The sequence below is a fragment of the Geobacillus sp. FSL W8-1251 genome (assembly GCF_038005945.1).
Classification (GTDB): Bacteria; Bacillota; Bacilli; order Bacillales; family Anoxybacillaceae; genus Geobacillus; species Geobacillus stearothermophilus.
The window spans coordinates 127,808-148,568 of the sequence record NZ_JBBOUF010000001.1 but is presented as its reverse complement, the minus strand read 5'-3'; the positions used below and the strand labels follow the sequence as shown (position 1 = coordinate 148,568).

Genomic DNA, 20,761 nt, shown 5'->3' with positions numbered 1-20,761 from the left:
GCGTGAGGAGCGATGGAGCGAGATGGAACATAGTAAAATCAATATGCGCCAGCTGTTTGTCCTGATCGTATTGTTTGAGCATGGCAGTGCGATAGTCATTCCGCTCGGCGCCAGCGCCAAGCAAGATGCGTGGATCGCCATTTTGCTCAGTCTGGTTCTTGGGCTATTTCTGATTTTGGTTTATGAGCGTTTGTTTCATTATTATCCCGATCAGCCGCTGACTTCCTATGTGACACATATCGTCGGTAAGCCGCTCGGCAAGGTGTTGGCAGTTCTCTATATTACCTATTTTTTTCATATCGCCGCCCGTGTGTTGCGTGATTTTGGCGAACTGTTGCTCACGTTTGCCTATCCGGAAACGCCGCTGTTTGTTTTGAATGCCCTTATGGCTATGACGGTCATGTACGGCGCCTATAAAGGCATTGAAGTATTGGCACGCACCGGCGAACTGCTTTATACGTTGTTGCATATACTGGCAGTTGTTGGATTCATCTTAGTTATCGCTTCCGGAGTTGTTGATCTCACCCAGCTCCAACCGGTGTTAGAGGAAGGGTGGAAACGGGTGTGGAAAACGGTGTTCACGGAAACGTTGTACGTGCCGTTTGGCGAAATGATCGTGTTTACCATGCTGTTTCCATACTTGAATCGTCCGGAAAAAGCGCGGCGGGCCGCCGTTGCCGGGATGGTGTTGACCGGGATCAACCTGGCGATCATTATGGTCGTTAATACGGCCGTCTTAGGAGCTGATGCGGTGTCACGTTCATCGTTTCCGTTGCTCGATACGATCCGCTGCATTCGAGTCGCTCACTTTTTAGAGCGGCTTGATGTCTTTTTTATGGTCGCTCTAGTGATCGAGGGGTTTTTTAAAGTCTCCATCTTTTTTTATGCCGGCATCGTGGGGGTGGCTCATGTATTCGGGTTTTCGAACCACCAGCGGCTTGTTTATGCGTTTGGGGTGCTTGTCTTATTGTGGTCAGTGGCGATGGCCAGCAACTACTGGGAACATATTCATGAAGGATTAAAGATTGTCACGTTCTATCTGCACATCCCGATGCAAATCATCATTCCGGTGCTCTTGCTTGTGATTGCGGCGATTCGCCGGCGGTTTGGACAATCAGCAAAATAAGAAAAACGGACTATATAGATGCAATTTGAAGATTTACCATTTGTAGCTTTTATCGACTGTCAGGCGACCGAACAACGCCGCTTCCAGCCCCATATATGGGGCTGTGAAGCAGGTGGTTGTTCGGTCTCCCGTCACGCCTTGGCGTGACGGAGAAGTCTGTGGCTTGCCTTCGACAGTCGAAAATGGACAAACCGCTTTTCTGTCAAGGATATGTTAAACTTCTTCGTTGCATCTATCCTGAAAACACCATTTAAGATAAAAAAACGGAATCCGCCTAGCCTTCGGAATTTGATTCCAAAGGAGCGACATTCCGTAGTGCACCAGACTACTGGGGTCCGTCTATATATCGGACTTTTACGTACCATAGATACAACGACCTCATGACCCCAGCTGCAAGGAGACCATTCGACAGAAGGTTGTTTTCATCCTTCCGATGGTGACGAAATTTTTTTGTCATGGGAGTCTATATATATACCCGTGGTGCTAGTTGAGCGTCAGCGCTCAACCAGCCCTAGTGTGACCAAGGAATAAGCCAACAAGATGCCATCGAGTGCCACTTCAAACCCGGCCATGGAATTCGCTCGAATGTCGGTGATCCGGTATTGGTCTACGAGAATCGAAAACACCGTCTCGATGACTTTGCGTTTTTTCCTGATCCATTCTTCCCATGCCTTGGATGGGCCGTGCTTTTGATTGTGTCGAGACGGTGTCCAGAACGCGGCTTGGTGTTCTTCGTACAGCTTTTCTCGAAGAGCGCGGCTGATGTACCCTTTGTCCCCAAAGTTGTAGGGATGAGGGATTTGAGTCATCACCGTTTCAGCGGCTTTGACGTCGTGGCAGGACGCTTCCGTCACGACATAGCCCATGGCCAGCCCTTGATTGGTCACTTGAAGATGCAGCTTGAAACCGTAGTACCATTGCTTTTTGGAAGCACAATACCCCATATCCGCGATCCCTCGAAATCGCTTGACGCGCTGCATTCTTGCGGGATGGCACAACGGAAGAGGCAAGCTGTCGACGACCGCATAAGCATGGTGTTGGCCACGTTTCGCCAGCTCATGACGGATCCATTTGATGGCGAAACCAAGCGCCCGGCAGCGGCGGTTGTATCGGGAGCGTTCAAGAAACGAGCCGTTTGTGAACAAATTTCCCGTGACAAAACGATGCCAGGCTCGTTCGGAAGAAAAGCCCAGCAGCTTCCCCAAAAGGTGAACCGCCATGACCACTTCGTCTTCTTGCTTGACCAAGTGACGGTTGCGGCGATGAAGATACATTTGAATCAACGACAGTTGGGCAGAAACAAAACAGAAAATAGCGGCATATTGTTTTTGAAGTTTGGCTGGATCTGTAGTAAAATGAAAGTGCTCTTGCATGGGGGATCTCTCCTTTCGAATGTTGGGTGACACTTTCATTCTACTGGAGATCCGCCAGCAAGGGCTATTTTTATGCTTGATCAAGTTTATCTAGCACCACGGGTATAAAGATATTTTGTTAGTCATTTCCGCCGCTTTGTGCTTTACGGCCGGGGCCGATCGGCGAGCCGCTTTTGAAACGTTTCGCGCCAGCTTGCGGATAAGGCCGGATGGCTGGCGATTTGCTTCATGGCAGCAGCATTGTCGCGCTCATGATAGTAAATGTGATTGATATACGCGATGGACAGCGCCCCCACGCCCCGTTCGACGAGAACGAGCGGCGCGCCCGGCTCGACGACGCCTTCTTGCAAGACGCGGAAATAAAACCCGCTTTTTCCTGTCTGGCAGACGGCTTTCGGCAAATCGGGCAGCTGATGTTTGAACGCCAATTTGGAGCACGGCTGGCGCGGCTGTGACACTTGTACGAGCGCTGTGCCGGCGGCATAAATGTCGCCAAGACATACATCGTCTTCCGTCAACCCGAGAAGCGTCCAGTTTTCGCCAAACGCCCCCGCCGTAAATGGGCGGCCGTATCGCTCTTCCCAATAGACGAAATGCTCGGACGGATAGGCGCAAATCGCTTTATCTTCTCCTCCGTGATGGACGAGGTCAGCTTGTCCATCTCCAGCCAAGTTTTGTTTGCCGACCGCAACGGGATGAGCGACCGGCGTTTTGTGAATGCCGGTCACTAGCCGCTCGCCATTTACCTCTATTGTTTTCGGCTTTCCGACATTAATTGAAACAATTCGCATTGGTTCACCCCCATACCGCCTCGGCGATGAGCCGGAAGCTTGCGAGTTTATCCTCGAAGTCGTATGTAATCGTCACGAGCATGATTTCCTCTGTTTCATACGTTTCGCTCAGCCGATACAGCTTGTCTTTGACGCGCGTCGGACTGCCGACGATCATCCGCCGCCGGTTGTCTTCCACCCGTTTGCGCTCATACGGGCTGTACGGATACGCAGCCGCTTTTTCCGGGCTTGGCGTGCCGTTCAGCGCCATCCCTTGCTCGATCATAAGAAGCGACAGATCAAGGCTGCCGGCGATCCATTCCGCTTTTTCATCCGTTTCGGCGCAAATTGCAAACACCGCGACCATTCCGCGCGGCTCGGCCAAATACGGCGATGGAACAAACCGGTCGCGGTACAGCCGCATATAATGTTCGCCGCCTTCCCCGTTGATAAACTGGGCGAACACGTACGGCAGCCCTTTATCGGCTGCCAGCTTCGCCGTTTCCGAACTGGAGCCGAGCAGCCATAGTTCCGGCGGGGACTGCACGATCGGCGTCGCCTTGACGCCATAAAGCGGGTGGACGGGCGGAAGCGCATCGTGCAAATACCCAAGCAAGTCATCGATTTGCTCCCGATAGCGATCCGCTGAACGCGGCCGGCCGTCTTGGAGCGCCATCGTCGCCCGCGGCATGCCGCCGGGTGCCCGCCCGATGCCGAGATCGACGCGGCCGGGATGAAGGCCGGCAAGCACATGGAAGTTTTCCGCCACCTTGTACGGGCTGTAATGCGGCAGCATCACGCCGCCTGAGCCGATGCGGATGCGCGACGTTTTCGCTCCGATGTGTCCGAGCAGCACTTCCGGCGACGAACCGGCAAGGCTGTTTGTATCGTGGTGTTCCGACACCCAAAACCGCTTATAGCCGAGCTGCTCAACGTGTTGGGCGAGCTTGACGGTGTTCTCGAGCGCTTCTTCTGCCGTCATGCCTTCGGCGATCGGCGACTGGTCGAGGACGCTCAGTTGCAGCGCCATTGCGATTCCCCCTTCTTCCGCCGCAGCGGTGGAAATAATGATTAGTTTCTATTATGCGCTGTTTTGTTTCGGTTTGTCCATTCATTTGTCCACCCGTCTAGCAAAAACCGATCCGCCGTCGGCGGATCGGCCAATCCCGTCAAGATGCGCGGCAGTGCGGCGATAATAAAACATCGGGTGGGATGCGGGCGGTGCGGCAGCTGGCCCGTACACGCGCGGGGTCATGTGTTTATTCATATAAATCAATGCACAAACGCCTCCTTTCCGTCGTCTATGTGGCATCATATGCCGAGCTGTGCAGTTCGGTTTGGGCGCTGGATTTGTGACACCCGCCTTCCTTTTGATATAATGAAAGAAAATATTGGAGAAAGGGTGTTGTTGATGCCAGCTGTCGAATCGAATATGTTTCCGCTTGGCAAACAAGCGCCCCCGTTTGCCCTCACGAATGTCATCGATGGCAACGTCGTTTGTCTTGAGGATGTGAAATCGGACGTCGCAACTGTCATTATGTTCATTTGCAATCACTGCCCATTTGTCAAGCATGTCCAGCACGAGCTTGTTCGCCTCGCGAACGATTATATGCCCAAAGGGGTGTCGTTTGTCGCCATCAACTCCAACGATGCGGAACAGTATCCAGAAGATTCACCCGAAAACATGAAAAAGGTGGCGGAAGAGCTCGGCTATCCGTTTCCGTATTTGTACGATGAGACGCAAGAGGTGGCGAAAGCATACGACGCCGCTTGCACCCCGGACTTTTACATTTTCGACCGGGATCTGAAATGCGTCTACCGGGGCCAGTTGGACGACTCGCGCCCGAACAACGGCATCCCGGTCACCGGGGAGTCGATCCGCACCGCGCTGGATGCTTTGTTGGAGGGCCGCCCGGTGCCGGAAAAGCAGAAGCCGAGCATCGGCTGCAGCATTAAATGGAAACAAGCACTGTAACAATGTGCTTGACTTTTCATTGTGAAGCGGGTATGATGGAAAAAGCATCATTCGTTCGTTGCGGAATCGCCACCGCCGTGCCGTTGGCTTGCGAGTGCAGCCGGCACGGCATTTTTGTGACCGCGATCTACTGAACAAATTCACACTGGCGCCGCCTCGGAGCGGCAAGGATGGATGAGAGGAAGGGCTTCCATTGTTTTTGTTTCCTTTCCTTGAGTTTTCGTAATTTATGTTATGTAAACAAAAGGAGAACGAGGAGATGGCGGAAGGGCGATATCGGGTGTTTGTGTATGGAACGTTGCTGACTGGCGAAGAAAGCCATGAAGTGGCCGCTCCATACGTTCGCGCCGCGTGTCCAGGGAAAGTAAACGGCCGCTTATACAATGTTGGTCCGTACCCCGCGCTTGTGCTTGGAGAAGAGGGGGAAGTGGAAGGGGAGTGGCTGACGGTGACGGAAGAAGGGCTCAAGGCAATGGATGAGCTCGAGGATTACGTTGAAGGGCGGCGCGATAACGAATACGAACGGGTGTGGGTTCGCGACGCGCGTAAACCGATCGAAGGATATGTGTACGTCTATCCGCCGGAAAAAGCGGCCGGCTTGCCGCTTATTCCGTCCGGATCATGGCGGCGGCGTGAGGAGAAAATGTAACATCTAGAAACAGCCTGTGAGGAACGGTCATCCTCTGGGCTGTTTATTTTTTACATGAATATGAAAACGATTGCAAAAAATCGTTATAAAAATACAGAAAAATTGCTAAAAAAGTGTTGCCAAACGGCCACTCTTTTTCTATAATAAAAGCATGTTAGAAAAATAAACGTACGAATGTGAGGTAATGTGACATGTCAAAAACGTTCGTTTCCTCCACCCAAACGGGATTGCTCGAACAAATTAAAGAAACGATCCAACAAAAGAACGTTGAACTTCTTCATTTGCAGTTTGTCGACATTGAAGGGATCTTAAAGCACGTGACCGTGACGGCTGAACAGCTTGATGATGTTGTCGAAGGGAAAATCATGTTTGATGGTTCGTCGATCAAAGGCTTCTCGCCGATCAACCGTTCCGACTTGTATCTTCTTCCGGATTTGAATACGTTTGCTGTTTTGCCGTGGACGGTCGAGGAAGGCTATGCGGAAGCGCGCTTTCTCTGCTCGGTGACCAATCCGGACGGCACGCTGTTTGAAGGCGACCCGCGCAACGTGCTGAAAAAAACGATCGAGCGGGCGGCGGAAAAAGGATATACGATCTCGGTCGGTCCGGAGCTGGAGTTTTTCCTGTTCAAAGCCGATGAAAACGGCAATCCGACGCTCGAGCTCCATGATGGCGGCGGTTATTTCGAACCGTCTCCGAAAGACTTGGGCGAACGCGTTCGCCTTGAAATTTACCGCGCCTTAAAAGCGATGGGCTTTACGATTGAAGCGTCGCACCATGAAGTGGCGGAAGGCCAGCATGAGATCAACTTCAAATATGCCGATGCGCTCGGTGCGGCTGACAATGCGACGACGTACAAATGGGTTGTCAAAACGATTGCCAGCAAGTTCGGCCTCCATGCGACGTTTATGCCAAAACCGGTGTTTGGCATCAACGGTTCAGGCATGCATGTCAACATTTCCCTCTTCAAAGATGGGGAAAATGCGTTCTTTGATCCGAACGATGCGAACCAGTTGTCAGAAACAGCGTACCAATTCATCGCGGGCTTGCTGAAAAACGTAAAACACTTCGCGGCGGTTACGAACCCGCTTGTCAACTCGTACAAACGGCTTGTGCCAGGGTATGAAGCGCCTTGCTACATCGCTTGGTCCGCTTCCAACCGTTCGGCGCTCATCCGCATTCCGGCCAAACGCGGCGTTGCGACGCGCGTTGAGCTCCGTTGCCCGGATCCGTCGGCGAATCCGTATTTGGCGTATGCCATCATCGCTGCCGCTGGCCTTGACGGTGTCGAAAAAGGGTTAACCGCTCCGGCGCCGATTGATGAAGACATCTTCCATATGTCGGAAGAACGACGTGCGGAGCTTGGCATTGACAACTTGCCGGAAAACTTGGGCGAGGCCATCGCAGCGCTAGAAAGCGGAGAAATCGGCCGCGCGACGCTTGGCGAGCACGTATTCAACGAATACGTCGCGATGAAAAAAGACGAATGGAACAGCTACCGCACGGCGGTTCATGCTTGGGAAGTCGAGCGGTATCAAGGAAAGTTCTGATCGAAAGCCACCATCCAAAAGGTGCCCCGTCGCCATATTCGGGGCGCCTTTTTTCTGCAGGCGGCTGTTTGTCTTGATGGACGGCCGCGCGGCGCCTTCCGCCCGTCGGCCGCCAAGCCGTCGGTGTTCGCAACGTCATCTTGCGCGTGGGGAGGAAAAGATGACTGCATTTTTTTATTTTTTAAATTCATAGTTGACATCTATGAATAATGAGATTTAAATTATAAGTAACGCGCTCAACCATTGCAAACGGAGGGAAACCAATGAAAAAACTGATCGTTTTTGTGTTTGTAGGATTTATCGCCCAGCTGATTGACGGCTCGCTTGGAATGGCGTATGGCCTCACGTCGTCGACGTTGTTATTGACGTTCGGCGTTGCTCCGGCCGTCGCCTCGGCGTCCGTTCATTTGGCGGAAGTGGTGACGACGGCGGCATCTGGCGTTTCCCATTGGAAGTTCGGCAACATCGACCGCCGCATGGCCTTTAGGCTCATCATTCCCGGGTCGGTCGGCGCGTTTGTCGGAGCCTGCTTTTTAAGCAACTTGCCGGGAGATTTGATTAAACCATATGTATCCTTGTTTTTGTTGGCGCTTGGTTTTTACATTATTTATCGATTTTTAGTGTTGAACGGACGTGCGCCGTCGACGCCCGGAAAACAGTGGTCCAATAAGCAGCTCGTCCCTCTCGGATTGGTGGCTGGCTTCCTTGATGCGACCGGCGGTGGAGGATGGGGGCCGATTGCGACGCCGGTGTTGTTGGCCAATAAAAGCACGGAAGCGCGCAAGGTGGTCGGCACCGTCGATACATCCGAATTTGCCGTCGCGCTGTCGGCGACGCTCGGATTCGTCATTTCGCTTGGTTGGGAGCAAGTGAACTGGCACTGGGTGCTGACGCTCATGGCTGGCGGGGTCATCGCTGCGCCGATCGCGGCTTGGCTTGTGCGTAAACTGCCGTCCCATTTGCTTGGAGTGTTGGTTGGCGGATTGATTATTTTGACAAACGTTCGCACGCTTCTGCACGCTTGGGAAGCCCCGGCGCCGGTTTATCCTGCTGTGTACGGCCTCATCGTCATCGGCTGGGCGGCGGCAGTATGGGTGGCGATCAGAAATGGACGGAAAGGAAAGGCGACTGGCAGGGAGTTGGCGTCGTAAGCATTAGGGGGCGCTTGGCAAACGACAGTGTCTTTCCGTTGGCGGCAGCGTTGGATGCGATCGGGTTGAGCATCAGGGAGCTTGTTCGTGCTGCAAAGGGCAACGGTCGACAGCGCCTGCCCTCAAAAATAGCGCGCGGAGCAGTTGTTGCCCCGTTGACGACAGTTGAAACGAGAAGGTGGCTCTTGCCCTCTGGGCAGGGGCTGCTTTTTTATCAACCCCTGTAGCGGGAAGCCGGTTTCTATGGTGAACTACCCACCACCTACGCTTCGCTTAGAGGTGGGGGCTTCAAGCGACTTGTGTGTGTTCGCTGAACGGTAAGCCACACACAAGAACCCTTTACGCTTCCCTTCGTTCCGAAGGTGTCCGTTCTAGCCATATTCTATCCTATTCGTTGGCTAACGCCAACCGAAATTCATCTCCCACTTTCACTGGTGCTGGCGCACCTTCACGTTTAGAAGTAGGAGACTTCTTTCGGAGGGAAGTTAAAATATTCGGCATCATCAACCAAAGGGGGAGAGGGAACAAGGCACAGCCGCTTGATCTCGGCCGCCGCATTTCACTCATCGATTTGTATGATTTGCGCATGCCGCGGCGCACCGGTACATACGTGCTTCACGAAGAGAACTTGGCGATCGTGGAAACAGGGCCAAGCCCGTCGGTGCCGTATTGCTTGCTGGGTTGAAAGCGTTTTATATTGATCCGTCTGATATTCGCTATATCATCGTCACCCAACGGTGATCATTCGATTGGCCTGGCCGATTCGGCTGGGTTTCTTTTTTGACGGGAAAGCGAAAATTGGAAAAACAGGAAAAACTGTTTTTGTGTGTTCGGTTTTTAGGCGGATCATTTCGTGAAATCGCGGTGTATATGTTAGAGTGGAAATAAGCGATCCTGATTCCTGTTGGAAAGAGCGTCCATGAGCAAGGGGGACCGGAAGAGTGAAACAGAGGCGGTCCGTCATGCATCACATTGGCGTCGGGCTCATCATCGCATCGTTCGTCGTTGGGGTCATTCCGCCCATCGCGCCATTTTTACCGTTTTCGACTGCGGCCAAAGCGTCGATCGTTGCGGTTGCCATTGTGGCGGCGGAAATCATGTTTTGGATCGGGGCGCTGTTGGTTGGAAAGGAAGCGGCGTCGAAGCTGAAGAAGTATTGGGATCCGAAACATTGGCGAATAAAACGGCGGTTGTCGGATCAAACCAATGATGGCGAACAACGCCAAGACGGATCGCGAGAGATGACAACGATGAAGAAATGAGGTGGTTGCATGCGACGGAGCACAGTTGCGCTTCTCATAGCCGTTGCCGCCCTGTCCGGAGTGCTTTGGCTTGGCGGCCTGGCATTGGCGGTGCAAGACCAGTTTTTTTCGGCCGCCAAGCCGCCGACGAAAGAACAACGGCCGCCGACGGCTGAAACAAGGCAACATGACGAGAAAATGGATATTGTTGCTCTTGGCGATTCGTTGACGAGAGGAACGGGCGATGAAAGCGGAAAAGGGTATGTCGGCTATATGGTCGATGAGCTTCGTCGGCAAACGGACAAACCGATCCGTGTGACGAACTTGGCCATCCGCGGCCTTCGCTCTGACGGACTGCTTCGCCAGCTTGGCCAGCCTGAGATTCAGCGGCAAGTCGCCATGGCGGATCTTATTGTGATGACCATCGGCGGCAACGACTTGTTTCAAGGCGGGGAAGCGTTGAAACTGGATCGAAAGCAGCTGAATGAGGCGAAACGGCGATATGTAGCCAACCTAGACCGCATTTTCGCCGCGCTGCGCCGCTTCAACAGCGAAGCGGTCATTTTTGCGATCGGTTTGTACAACCCGTTTGGCGATTTAGACGATGCCAAACGGACGTCGGCGGTTGTGCGCGATTGGAATTTTGCATCAGCGGAAGTGGCGGCCCGCTATCCGAACATCGTCGCGGTGCCGACGTTTGATTTGTTTGCCCTCCATGTCAACGACTATTTGTACAGCGACCATTTTCATCCAAACGCGGCAGGCTACAAGCGGATTGGAGAGCGCGTCGCCTCGCTCATCACGTTGACGGAGGAGGGTGAGCAATGACCAAACAGGTGACGTTAGCGGTCAAAGAGCTGCGGAAAACGATTCGCGGCAAGGAAATTATTAAAGGCATTTCGTTTGAGTTGCATGAGGGAGAAGTATTCGGTTTTTTAGGGCCGAACGGCGCGGGGAAAACGACGACGATCCGCATGCTCGTCGGGCTCATTCGGCCGACGTCGGGGACGGTGGCGATTTGCGGGTATGATCTTCACCGCCAGTTTACCGACGCGATCCGCCAGATCGGCTGCATCGTCGAAAACCCAGAAATGTATCCGTATTTAACAGGATGGGAAAACCTTGAACATTTCGCCCGCATGATACCGGGAATTGGTGCAGATCGGATCATGGAAGTGGCGAAGCTCGTCGGCCTTGAACAGCGCATCCATGACCGAGTGGGCACGTATTCGCTCGGCATGCGGCAGCGGCTCGGCATCGCTCAGGCGCTGCTTGGAAAGCCGAAGGTGCTCATTTTGGACGAGCCGACCAACGGCCTTGACCCGGCCGGCATTCGCGAAATGCGCGCCTTCATCCGCTTTTTGGCGGAAACGGAAGGGTTGAGCGTCCTTGTTTCATCGCATTTGTTAAGTGAAATTCAATTAATGTGCGACCGCGTCGCCATTATGGCGAAAGGACGGCTCTTGGCCGTGGACACGGTTGAGCGGCTGTTAAACCAACAGGCGCGCGTCGTCTGGAAAGCCGCTCCAACGGATCGGGCGCGGGCGCTGTTAGCGGCGGAAACCGAGGTGTTGCGCGCCGATGAAGAGACGATCGTCACGCCATATGAGCCGTCGAGACTAGCCGCTTGGAACGCCAAGCTTGTCCAAGCCGGCGTCTCGGTTTCGGAAATTGAACCGCGGCTGCCGACGCTCGAGGACTTGTTTATCGAGCTGACAGGGGGCGAAACGATTGAGTAAGCTCGTGTATAATGAAATGTTGAAAATCGTCCGCAAAAAGCGGCTATGGGTGATCGCCGCCATCATTGTGGTGCTCGTCGCCTTGTTTACATACGCCCAATACCGCGAGACGGAAGAGTTGAGAAAACGGCTTGGCACGACCGACTGGCGGACGCAGCTGCAGCAGCAAATCGTCGATTTGCAAAACCGCTTGCAGTCGCCGAGCATGTCTGAGGAATGGCAGAAATACTTGCAAATCCGCCTCAAGCAGCAGCAGTACTACTTAGAGCACAACATTAATCCGTCCGCCCCTGGAGCGCCGACGTTTATGCGCACGTTTATCGAAAACGCCATCGACTTGTTTTTGCCGCTTTTAGTGATGGTGGTTGCGGCCGATTTAGTGTCGTCCGAGGCAAGCGCTGGAACGATCAAGCTGCTTCTCGTTCGGCCGGTGAAGCGGTGGAAAATTTTGTTGAGCAAATATATCGCGTTGCTCCTGTCGGTGTCGCTCATTATGCTGATGGCGGCGGTGCTGTCGTATGCCATCTCCGGACTCGTGTTTGGATATGGCGGCTTCCGTCTGCCGCTATTGACCGGATTTGTCCAGCAAGGAGAGGATCTCAATACAGCGAATGTCCACATGATTCCGCAATGGAAATACATTTTGATCGAGCTCGGGCTGGCAGCGTTTGTGAGCGTTGTCGTCGGCACACTGACGTTTATGTTTTCCGTGCTGCTTAGGAGCACGGCGGCGGTGATGGGCATCATGCTGGCAGCATTGATTTCTGGCGCGATTTTGTCGAACATGGTGTCGTCGTGGCATTCGGCAAAATATTTGTTTATGGTCAATTTGCGGCTGACGGATTACATAAAAGGAGCGGCTCCGCCGATTGAGGGGATGACGCTTGGCTTTTCGATGGCCGTGCTGGCTGTCTGGGGGCTTGCAGGGCTTCTTGTCGCTTTTTTTGTCTTTATGCGACGAGATGTCTATTGAAAACGGCAGAGCGGCGAAAACCCGAGGGGGTGTTCCCTCGGGTTTTTCAGTGAAAGGGGATGAAATGCCTATCTATTCGGCTGCTTGTCGTGAACGCCGGCGAGTCCAAGCGCGTGATGGCCCCGCAGCAACTGTATAGATGCAATTTAAAGCTTTAACATTTTTCGTCTTTGCCGGTCATTGCATCCGACTGTCGAGTGACCGAACAACGCCGCTTAAAGACCCATGAATGGGTCTGTGAAGCGAGTCGTTGTTCGGTCTTCCGTCACGCTAAGGCGTGACGGAGGCAAGCCACACGCTTGCCTTCGACAGTCGAAAATGAGCAAACCACTTTTCTGTCAAGGATATGTTAAACTTCTTTGTTGCATCTATATGCTCCACGGCCGGCCATTGCTGTTCATCGCAACGGATGAGAAGCACGATCCCATTCGGTATGGAAGAGATCGGCGCATCTTCGCGGTCGGCGAGCAAATACAGCTTGTTCATGTCGACTGAGCCGCGGTAGCTGTCCCAAATGCTGTACATGTAGATGGCCACATAAAACATGAGCCATCGTTCGAACGGCTTTTGCCTTTTCAAAATCGCCAAGCAGCGAGTATAATATACCTGTATTGATATGGGCTTTTGTGTTGATAAACAGCTCCCAGAGGATTAACATAAAGGCCGTGGCGTAGCGTTGCTGCATCAAATTGCCGAAACCCGGAAACGAAAAGGAAAAAAAGGCGACGACAAGCGGATGACGCAAATGGAAATGGATGGTTGTCAATTGCGACAAATGCGCCCGTTTGCGCCGCGCCGGCGGAATGAGTTTCACAAAGCGCCCCCTTTCCTTTACACGGTTGCTGTGTTTTTAGTAGTAGAAAAAAGGAGCGGCAGCTATGCAGGTCGTTTCAGAAAAAAGATCAATTTTCATCCGTTATGGCGAAAAAAAGATAAAAAAACTATTGACTTTCCTTTGAGGTTCATATAGAATATGAATTGTCGCAAGGTAAACCAGCCTATGTCGGGAAGTAGCTCAGCTTGGTAGAGCACACGGTTCGGGTCCGTGAGGTCGCAGGTTCAAATCCTGTCTTCCCGACCATTATAGACATGGGGCCTTAGCTCAGCTGGGAGAGCGCCTGCCCCGCACGCAGGAGGTCATCGGTTCGAATCCGATAGGCTCCATTTTCATACGGAGGAATACCCAAGTCTGGCTGAAGGGGGCGGTTTCGAAAACCGCTAGGGGTGTCACAGCCCGCGGGGGTTCGAATCCCTCTTCCTCCATTTCTAATATCCATCCTGTCAAATTGTAAATCATGAACCCCTTGATACGACTGCGTTGGCAGTCGTTTTTTCATTTTTTCGGAATCCTTTTGACTTTTCTTCAAATCTTTTAACATGTTCAGCGTCTTATCATCAATCGTAATCGTTCGTTTCGAATCGAAAACACCGTCTCGATGGCATCTTTTTTTTTGAATTTATGTATATACTATGTATATACGAAATGAAAGGAGAGAGGTATAGTGGAATTAAACAAACAGAAAGGAGTGTCAATCATGACAATAACAGTTCAAAAATGGGGAAACAGCCTTGCGGTTCGTATCCCAAGCGTGATTGCTGAACGTTTAGCGCTTCATCAAGGATCAGAAGTGGAGGTGATCGTTGAGAACCAAGCGATCAAGTTGATCCCGAAAAAGAAAAAGCCGACATTGGAGGAACTTTTGGCTAAAATCACGCCGGAAAATCGCCATGCTGAAATTGATTTTGGAACAGAAGGGAATGAATTGTTCTGATGCAAGCGCCGGATCGTGGGGATCTTGTTTACGTCAATTTCAATCCACAAGCAGGGCATGAGCAGGCAGGAAAAAGGCCCGGCATCGTTCTATCACCAAAGCGGTTCAATCAATTGACAGGGTTTGCGGTGCTTTGCCCGATCACCCAGCAACAAAAAGGATATCCATTTGAAGTGGAATTGCCATCAGGCTTGGCCGTTGAAGGCGTGATTTTAACCGATCAGGTCAAAAGTTTAGATTGGCGCGCCCGACAGCTTCAAATAGTAGGACGGGCGCCCAATGAAGTTGTTTCGGATTGCTTGGATCTGATTCATACTTTTCTTTCGTGAAAGGCCATTTATATTGGCCTTTTGTTCACTTTTAGCATACTTTTTGCGTACATTTTTGCCCTTCACGCTCCTTGAGGCGGGAGACTTCCTTCGGATATTTTGTTAAAAAGGCAGAATCGAGCAACGAAAAGAAGGCGGATCGTCCCGCTTTTTTGCATGGATTGACACACTGGAGATTATTTTGCACAAATGCTGTTTTTCAGCCGCCACAACTGCGGCGAGGAAACGGAGCTAAACGTGACCGCCCGCGAAAAACTCCGCCTTCTTCTTTATGCCGGCGAGCCGGTGAACGAACCGGTCGTCGCCTACGGGCCGTTCGTCATGAACACGCCGGAACAAATCCGCGAGGCGATTCGCGATTACCAGGAAGGGCGGTTTGGGCGATAATGGAAGGGAAAGAGCCGATTCGTTGTATGGCTCTTTCTTTTTTGTTATCATGTTCACAAAAAGAAGCCGTTGGGTTGTTCAAGGAGGACATAGTCATGAACCAAGTCATCGAAACGATTCTCCAGCACCGTTCGATCCGCCGGTTTGAAGACAGGCCGCTCACGGATGAACAAATCCGCACGATCGTCGAATGCGCCCAGGCGGCATCCACTTCAAGCTATGTTCAAGCGTACTCGATCATCGGGGTGAAAGATCCGGAGAAAAAACGGAAGCTCGCCGAGTTGGCGGGAAATCAATCCTATGTCGAGCATAACGGCCATTTCTTTGTCTTTTGCGCTGATTTTCACCGCCATGAGCTCATTGGCGAGCTAGAAGGAAAAGACGTGCTTCCATCGCTTGAGAGTACGGAAAAGTTTATGGTTGCGCTGATTGACACGGCGCTTGCGGCGCAAAACGCCGCCATTGCCGCGGAGTCGATGGGGCTTGGCATCTGCTACATTGGCGGGCTGCGCAACAACTTGCCGGAAGTATGTGCGCTGCTAAATGTGCCGAAGCGGGTCATTCCGCTGTTTGGGCTTGCCGTCGGCTATCCTGCACAAACGCCGGATCAAAAGCCGCGGTTGCCGTTTGAACACGTTTATCATGAGGACGAATACAACCAAGACCGCGCCCGATTCCTCGAACAATTGCAACGCTACAACGAAACGGTTTCGGCGTATTATGAGCAGCGGACAAACGGCCGCCGCCGCGACACATGGACCGGGCAGATGGCCGATATGCTCAGCCGCCAAGTCCGGATGTACATGAAGGAGTTTGTGGAAGGGAAAGGGTTCAATTTACGGTAGCCTCGCTGCAGGCGGGAGCCCCCAGCTCCCATTCCCGAAGTCCAAGAGGTTCGTAAGAAAGGAGAGAACGAGAGTGGACAAAATCCGGCAACTGGCGCAATGGATCAAAGAGGCGAATACAATCGCCGTCCTGACCGGGGCCGGGATGAGCACGGAGTCCGGCATTCCTGATTTTCGCAGCGAAAACGGCCTTTACGCCCAAGAGGACCATGTCGAATATTATTTGTCAGAGCATTATTACAAAAAAGATCCGATTGATTTTTGGCGTCGATTCAAGCGGATGTTTTCATTAAAAATGATGGGCGGCTTTGCCCCGAATGACGGGCATCGGTTTCTCTGCTGGCTTGAGGAGATGGGCAAGACGGTGACGATTTTGACGCAAAATATTGACGGGCTGCATACGAAAGCAGGAAGCACGAATGTCATTGAGCTGCACGGCACGCTGCAGACGGCGACATGCCCGTCATGCGGCAACAAGTATGATCTGTCGTTTATCAACCGTCACGAGGTGCCGCGCTGTGAAAAGTGCCAGACGATTGTCAAACCGGATGTCGTTTTGTTTGGCGGGCTCGTGCCGCGCATGGAAGAAGCGTTTGCTGCGGCGGCCGCCAGCGACTTGCTTCTGGCGATGGGAACAAGTTTGGAAGTGGCGCCCGCGAATCAAATCCCGTTTTATGTCGCCGCCGAATCGCCGGCAACAAGGAAAGTATTGATCAACAAAACAGCGACAAGAATGGACGGGATGTTTGACCTTGTCATTTATGGCGGAATCGGGGAAACGGTCGCTAGCGTGCGCAAGCAAATACAGGCGGAATAGATCGATAGATTCCATGACACGAAAGAAATGCCGATCGTCGCATCGATGGCGGCGGTCGGGCTGCTTGGCGTCTTGATGGAGCGGCTCGTGTTTTATCCGCTTCGCGACGCATCGCCGCTCCATGACAAAATTGCGGCGATTGGCATTTTGTTGTTTTTGGAGGCATTCGCCCAGTTCGTCTGGGGGCGGACTATCAGACGATGCCGACTCCGTATGGCGATGTCGTCACGTTGTTCGGATTCACATTGACCATTCAACGCATCCTCATCATCGCATCCGCTGTCATCATCATGATCTTGTTTACCTCTTCTTGAAAAAGACGTTCATCGGGTCTTCCATCATCGCGATGGCGCAAAACCGCGAAGGGGCGAATTTGGGCGGCATTAACACGAATAAAGTCGCCATGCTGACGTTTTTCCTTTCCGGCAGTTTGGCAGCGCTCGCCGCGTCGCTCGCTTCGCCGATCAACCTTGTGTTTCCCGGCATGGGGCATCTCGTCATCTTGAAAGCGTTTGGCATCATCATTCTCGGCGGCATGGGAAGCATTCCCGCGCCATTGTCGGCGGCTATATTTTGGGATTCAGCGAAAGCTTGGGAGCGACGTATGTGTCGAACGACTACAAAGACATTATCGCTTTTGCCATCCTCGTCATCATTTTAACGGTCAAACCGAACGGACTGTTTGCCAAGGAGGGACATTGATGGCTGTATTCGCCAACCGGCGCTTATGGATCGCCGTTCTTGCGGCGCCGGCTGACATCGTTCGCATTATGACGTTTTTTGATTCGTTAATGATAGAATTGCCGCCTGGAAGCACTGTTTCGGGTTGATCAATTCTTATTGTGTACTTATTATCATAAAAAAACTATGTTCTAAATAATCAAAGAAACAAATAGAAAAATTTTCAATAATGAAATAAAATAAAACTGCCCTGCCACATGATGAATCTAATCACAGGAGAGGAGAGACCGACCATGCGGGAAATGGCCCTCGGCCTTGCCGCCTCGTTCTTTTTTGCCGTTACGTTCATATTGAACCGGTCTATGGAACTAGCTGGCGGGAGTTGGACATGGAGCTCGTCACTTCGTTTTTTCTTTATGGTTCCGCTGTTGTTTGTCATTCTTCTTGCCCGCCGCAATCTCGGTCCGGTTTGGCGCGACATGAAGCGCCATCCATGGACATGGATCGTCTGGGAGACGGTCGGTTTCGGCTGTTTCGAAGGCCCAGCCTTCGTATCGGGTGGAGGGAGAGCGGTGAAAACGAGCATCTATATAGATGCAACGAAGAAGTTTAACATATCCTTGACGGAAAAGCGGTTTGTCCATTTTCGACTGTCGAAGGCAAGCCTATGGCTTGCCCCGTCACGCCAAGGCGTGACGGAAGACCGAACAACCACCTGCTTCACAGATCCATATATGGGTCTGTGAAGCGGCGTTGTTCGGTCGCCTGACAGTCGATAAAAGCTGCAAATGGTAAATCTTCAAATTGCATCTATATACGCGCTGCTGGCCTGCCATGCGGCTGTGATTTATCTCTGGATTAGCGACTGGGACGTGCTTATGACGCCCGTGGGTCTTGTCGTATGGGGCGGAGGGGTTGCTGTCAGCCTCACCATCCTTCACTTTCGCCCCCGTATTCATCCCAGTTTGCCGCCTGCTTCCTTCAGATTCTGCGTCGCCGCAGACACCCTTGCGTTAAGCTAACTGCTACTTCTGCCTTCGCAGTTCGGGACTTTCACCCTATAGACTGCACCCGTGCCGGGCGCACACGATGACGGCGGCGTCGATGCTTGCCGCCGTCTGTTCATTGATCATCGAATGGGCGGTGCGCTCGATGCCGTAGGAACACTTGGTCAGTCGTTGCGGCCGTCAGCGGCCCGGAAGGCTTCTGGAGCGATCCGGCGGCCAACCGCATACATGATCGGTGCGCCGATCGCCATGACAACAAACTCGCCAATGGCCGTCGTCAGCCATGTGAGCCAAAACGGAAAGCCGAGCGCGAGCTTTAGTTCAAAGGCGATGATGGCCATGGTCACGGTAAACGACAACGTATTGATCGCCATACGCGCCCAAATGTTCTCGACATAACGCATAGAAACAATCGTGATGAGAAGCGCCAGCACCGACTGGCCGACGCCGAATACAAGATCATACGCGACAATCGGCGAGAAAAACAAATTGGCCAAAAAGACGCCGAGCACGATGCCCACGGCGTATGTTCGGCGGAATACGACTAGGTGGTTTAACATTTCTGAGACGCGAAACTGAATGTTCGTAAAGCCAAACGGCTGGATGAATGCCGTCACGGCGATATACACGGCGGCGATCAAACCGTTTGTCGCCATCGTTCGAACGTTCATGGTATCCTCTCCTCTCGTGCATGATGATATGATTGTAGCATACCACTCTCGTGAACGAAAGGAGCGGGATCCATGGCTGCAAAGAAACAAGCAGCAGACCGATACGGTTCCGTCTGGGAGGTCGCAATTACGGCGCTTCGCCTCGGCTTGACGTCATTTGGCGGACCGGTCGCATAGGTTGTAATAAAGAATTTCCGACCTCCATGTCCCGTCTTTACTTTATCACCTAACAAGCTGGCACGGTGACAAGAAGAGCGAACAATGCCATGTAAAACAAAATTGCAACTTATATATATACATGCAACATGAAGAGTTAACTTCTCAGTCATCCTGCACACCCTAAGCGCTGCAGCACTTCCTCCGGACGTTCGTGGATGTAGTGGACAAACCGAGTAATGGCTTGAATGATATCGTTGCGATCCTTGTGAAATACATTGGCAATCACCGTATCTTTCAGCCATTTCCATAAGCGTTCGATCGGGTTCAGCTGTGGCGAATAGGGAGGAAGGTAAATAAAGTGAAAACACTGCCCTTCTTCCTGCAAAAACTCCTTGACCATTTTGGCATGGTGAATGCGGGCGTTATCCAACACCAAGACCATGAGACGGTCCGGATAGCGCTCTTTGAGCATTCTCAAGAAATCCAAGAACGTCGCGGCATTGGCAGCGGTCGTTTGATGAAGCACCGTTTCGCCATCGTGGATGTTGACCGCGCCAAACAGCGATACGTGGGCATGATGGCCGAACGTCGGCACTTGTTTTTGGCGGCCGACTTCCGACCATGTGGACCGCAAGACATGGTAAGAGCGGATATGTGTTTCATCAAGGTACAACAAGACCGAATCAGGATCCATTAAGTTTTTTTTTATGAAGTCGATCTGTTTCTCAAAATTCTTTTGTCGATCCGGATCGCCTTTCGCCAATGTGTAGGTCGGCCGTGTCCACGACAGCCCTTTGCGGTGCAGGAGTTTTCGCAACGCTTCGCGGGAAATGGAAACACCGAAGTGCTTTTCGACATAGGATTGCAGGAGTTTGGTGTTCCACGCCGAAGCGACGTCCCAGCCCAGTTCCGCGGGAGTGGTGGTCAACACAAGCTGTTTGATCTCTTCCTGCTGTTCTTCGGTGAGAAACGGCTCCCGCCCGGGGGCGAAATCCCGATGAAGCAAGAGCTCCAGACCGCCTTCGTTGAACAGCGACACATAATGGGAAACGGTTTGTCGGCACACGTTGACCATGGAGGCCACCTCTTTGCCCAAATAGCCTTCCATGACCAGGCGAACCGCCATCACCCGTTGGCGAAGAAGGGTGTTTTTGATTTTCCGTTCCTGTTTGCGAAGTGTCCGAGGTGTCCATCCGTGATCGTTGGTGATTTTGAGACGTTTCATGCAGAATTCCGCTCCTTTTCCATGCTTTTCCTTAGGAGCAGTATAACCGGAGTGGGCACCACTTATACGAAGGTTAACTTTTCAATGAGCATATATATAGATCGATCAACAGCAGCGCCAGCCAAGAGAAACGCTATGAGAAAATGGATGGTCACAATAGCAGGCGGGAGGTCAAACCAGACAACAAGGGGCCGAGTGCGATCTGCGCCGCAAGCAATCCAGCCGCCGCCGACCATCGTGGCGAGCACGATGGCGTCGATCGTCAACCTCGTTAGGACTGGCCAAGTTGGTTTAGTTTTCCGTGATCCGCTCATACTAACA

At 52.3% G+C, this 20,761-nt stretch carries 22 protein-coding genes, 3 tRNA genes and 3 pseudogenes; 22 read left to right on the top strand and 6 right to left on the bottom strand.

What is annotated here, in order from left to right; translation table 11 throughout:
• Positions 1 to 22 precede the first annotated feature (22 nt).
• Positions 23 to 1,126: a GerAB/ArcD/ProY family transporter gene (locus NSS88_RS00765; RefSeq protein WP_341082506.1), complete on the top strand. Its 1,104-nt coding sequence runs from the start codon at positions 23 to 25 to the stop codon at positions 1,124 to 1,126.
• A gap of 494 nt (positions 1,127 to 1,620) precedes the next feature.
• Here NSS88_RS00765 and NSS88_RS00760 read toward each other — a convergent pair whose 3' ends face one another.
• From NSS88_RS00760 to NSS88_RS00750, 3 genes are all read right to left on the bottom strand, one after another.
• Complete coding sequence (locus NSS88_RS00760; RefSeq protein ID WP_289493462.1) at positions 1,621 to 2,499, bottom strand: IS982-like element ISGsp1 family transposase; 879 nt, start codon at positions 2,497 to 2,499, stop codon at positions 1,621 to 1,623.
• A gap of 143 nt (positions 2,500 to 2,642) precedes the next feature.
• The gene (locus tag NSS88_RS00755; protein WP_061580518.1) at positions 2,643 to 3,290 is read right to left on the bottom strand and encodes an MOSC domain-containing protein; all 648 of its coding nucleotides are present in this window, start codon (positions 3,288 to 3,290) and stop codon (positions 2,643 to 2,645) included.
• Between the two features lie 4 nt (positions 3,291 to 3,294).
• Positions 3,295 to 4,299: an LLM class flavin-dependent oxidoreductase gene (locus NSS88_RS00750; RefSeq protein ID WP_033016728.1), complete on the bottom strand. Its 1,005-nt coding sequence runs from the start codon at positions 4,297 to 4,299 to the stop codon at positions 3,295 to 3,297.
• 381 nt (positions 4,300 to 4,680) lie between these two features.
• Here NSS88_RS00750 and NSS88_RS00745 point away from each other — a divergent pair, with 381 nt between their 5' ends.
• The 9 genes and pseudogenes from NSS88_RS00745 to NSS88_RS00705 all read left to right on the top strand — a co-directional run bounded on the left by NSS88_RS00745 (position 4,681) and on the right by NSS88_RS00705 (position 12,547).
• Positions 4,681 to 5,244, top strand: coding sequence for a thioredoxin family protein (locus NSS88_RS00745; RefSeq protein WP_061580519.1), 564 nt, complete (start codon positions 4,681 to 4,683; stop codon positions 5,242 to 5,244).
• Between the two features lie 259 nt (positions 5,245 to 5,503).
• Positions 5,504 to 5,893: a gamma-glutamylcyclotransferase family protein gene (locus NSS88_RS00740; protein ID WP_061580520.1), complete on the top strand. Its 390-nt coding sequence runs from the start codon at positions 5,504 to 5,506 to the stop codon at positions 5,891 to 5,893.
• 191 nt (positions 5,894 to 6,084) lie between these two features.
• Complete coding sequence (gene glnA, locus NSS88_RS00735; protein ID WP_055358983.1) at positions 6,085 to 7,443, top strand: type I glutamate--ammonia ligase; 1,359 nt, start codon at positions 6,085 to 6,087, stop codon at positions 7,441 to 7,443.
• A gap of 263 nt (positions 7,444 to 7,706) precedes the next feature.
• On the top strand, positions 7,707 to 8,594 hold the full coding sequence (locus NSS88_RS00730; protein ID WP_055358982.1) for a sulfite exporter TauE/SafE family protein: 888 nt from the start codon (positions 7,707 to 7,709) through the stop codon (positions 8,592 to 8,594).
• Between the two features lie 586 nt (positions 8,595 to 9,180).
• A pseudogene (locus NSS88_RS00725) lies at positions 9,181 to 9,326 on the top strand (MBL fold metallo-hydrolase); the annotation flags it as partial.
• A 230-nt stretch (positions 9,327 to 9,556) separates the two neighbouring features.
• Positions 9,557 to 9,856, top strand: coding sequence for a transporter suffix domain-containing protein (locus tag NSS88_RS00720; RefSeq protein WP_061567432.1), 300 nt, complete (start codon positions 9,557 to 9,559; stop codon positions 9,854 to 9,856).
• Between the two features lie 9 nt (positions 9,857 to 9,865).
• Positions 9,866 to 10,663, top strand: a complete 798-nt coding sequence (locus NSS88_RS00715) for an SGNH/GDSL hydrolase family protein (RefSeq protein ID WP_013145381.1) — start codon at positions 9,866 to 9,868, stop codon at positions 10,661 to 10,663.
• The gene (locus tag NSS88_RS00710; protein ID WP_053532806.1) at positions 10,660 to 11,574 is read left to right on the top strand and encodes an ABC transporter ATP-binding protein; all 915 of its coding nucleotides are present in this window, start codon (positions 10,660 to 10,662) and stop codon (positions 11,572 to 11,574) included. Before NSS88_RS00715 ends, NSS88_RS00710 begins: the two co-directional genes overlap by 4 nt.
• A complete protein-coding gene (locus tag NSS88_RS00705; protein ID WP_033016739.1) occupies positions 11,567 to 12,547 on the top strand; it encodes an ABC transporter permease in 981 nt (326 codons plus the stop codon). Before NSS88_RS00710 ends, NSS88_RS00705 begins: the two co-directional genes overlap by 8 nt.
• A gap of 270 nt (positions 12,548 to 12,817) precedes the next feature.
• On the opposite strand, the gene NSS88_RS00700 is transcribed toward NSS88_RS00705, so the two are convergent.
• On the bottom strand, positions 12,818 to 13,072 hold the full coding sequence (locus tag NSS88_RS00700; protein WP_235434202.1) for a hypothetical protein: 255 nt from the start codon (positions 13,070 to 13,072) through the stop codon (positions 12,818 to 12,820).
• A 151-nt stretch (positions 13,073 to 13,223) separates the two neighbouring features.
• On the opposite strand from NSS88_RS00700, the gene NSS88_RS00695 reads away from it, so the two are divergent.
• The 12 genes and pseudogenes from NSS88_RS00695 (at position 13,224) to NSS88_RS16695 (ending at position 18,124) form a co-directional block, all read left to right on the top strand.
• Entirely contained in the window at positions 13,224 to 13,517 is a 294-nt protein-coding gene (locus tag NSS88_RS00695) for a hypothetical protein (protein WP_235434201.1), read from the top strand.
• 34 nt (positions 13,518 to 13,551) lie between these two features.
• Positions 13,552 to 13,628: transfer RNA gene (locus NSS88_RS00690), tRNA-Pro, on the top strand.
• 10 nt (positions 13,629 to 13,638) lie between these two features.
• Positions 13,639 to 13,711, top strand: a tRNA-Ala gene (locus NSS88_RS00685).
• Positions 13,712 to 13,720: 9 nt separating this feature from the next.
• Positions 13,721 to 13,810: transfer RNA gene (locus tag NSS88_RS00680), tRNA-Ser, on the top strand.
• Positions 13,811 to 14,049: 239 nt separating this feature from the next.
• Entirely contained in the window at positions 14,050 to 14,319 is a 270-nt protein-coding gene (locus tag NSS88_RS00675; protein ID WP_023634676.1) for an AbrB/MazE/SpoVT family DNA-binding domain-containing protein, read from the top strand.
• A complete protein-coding gene (locus NSS88_RS00670) occupies positions 14,319 to 14,648 on the top strand; it encodes a type II toxin-antitoxin system PemK/MazF family toxin (protein WP_033016743.1) in 330 nt (109 codons plus the stop codon). The genes NSS88_RS00675 and NSS88_RS00670 overlap by 1 nt, the downstream gene beginning before the upstream one ends.
• A 186-nt stretch (positions 14,649 to 14,834) precedes the next feature.
• A pseudogene (locus NSS88_RS00665) lies at positions 14,835 to 15,035 on the top strand (pirin-like C-terminal cupin domain-containing protein); the annotation flags it as partial.
• Between the two features lie 95 nt (positions 15,036 to 15,130).
• The gene (gene nfsA / locus NSS88_RS00660; RefSeq protein WP_033016745.1) at positions 15,131 to 15,880 is read left to right on the top strand and encodes an oxygen-insensitive NADPH nitroreductase; all 750 of its coding nucleotides are present in this window, start codon (positions 15,131 to 15,133) and stop codon (positions 15,878 to 15,880) included.
• 73 nt (positions 15,881 to 15,953) lie between these two features.
• A complete protein-coding gene (locus tag NSS88_RS00655) occupies positions 15,954 to 16,697 on the top strand; it encodes an NAD-dependent protein deacylase (protein WP_033016746.1) in 744 nt (247 codons plus the stop codon).
• A gap of 27 nt (positions 16,698 to 16,724) precedes the next feature.
• Positions 16,725 to 17,399 (top strand): annotated as a pseudogene (locus tag NSS88_RS00650) (branched-chain amino acid ABC transporter permease); the annotation flags it as partial.
• Complete coding sequence (locus NSS88_RS00645) at positions 17,399 to 17,527, top strand: hypothetical protein (protein ID WP_259463347.1); 129 nt, start codon at positions 17,399 to 17,401, stop codon at positions 17,525 to 17,527. The pseudogene NSS88_RS00650 and the gene NSS88_RS00645, both read left to right, overlap by 1 nt.
• Positions 17,528 to 17,671: 144 nt before the next feature.
• On the top strand, positions 17,672 to 18,124 hold the full coding sequence (locus NSS88_RS16695) for a multidrug resistance efflux transporter family protein (RefSeq protein ID WP_053532807.1): 453 nt from the start codon (positions 17,672 to 17,674) through the stop codon (positions 18,122 to 18,124).
• Positions 18,125 to 18,549: 425 nt separating this feature from the next.
• Here the strand turns inward: NSS88_RS16695 and NSS88_RS00635 are convergent, their stop codons facing one another.
• Together NSS88_RS00635 and NSS88_RS00630 are read right to left on the bottom strand one after the other, a co-directional pair.
• Positions 18,550 to 19,056 carry a QueT transporter family protein gene (locus NSS88_RS00635; protein WP_033014176.1) on the bottom strand — a complete coding sequence of 169 codons (507 nt, stop codon included), beginning with the start codon at positions 19,054 to 19,056 and terminating at the stop codon, positions 18,550 to 18,552.
• 325 nt (positions 19,057 to 19,381) lie between these two features.
• A complete protein-coding gene (locus NSS88_RS00630) occupies positions 19,382 to 20,440 on the bottom strand; it encodes an IS630 family transposase (protein WP_339239467.1) in 1,059 nt (352 codons plus the stop codon).
• Positions 20,441 to 20,761: the final 321 nt, after the last annotated feature.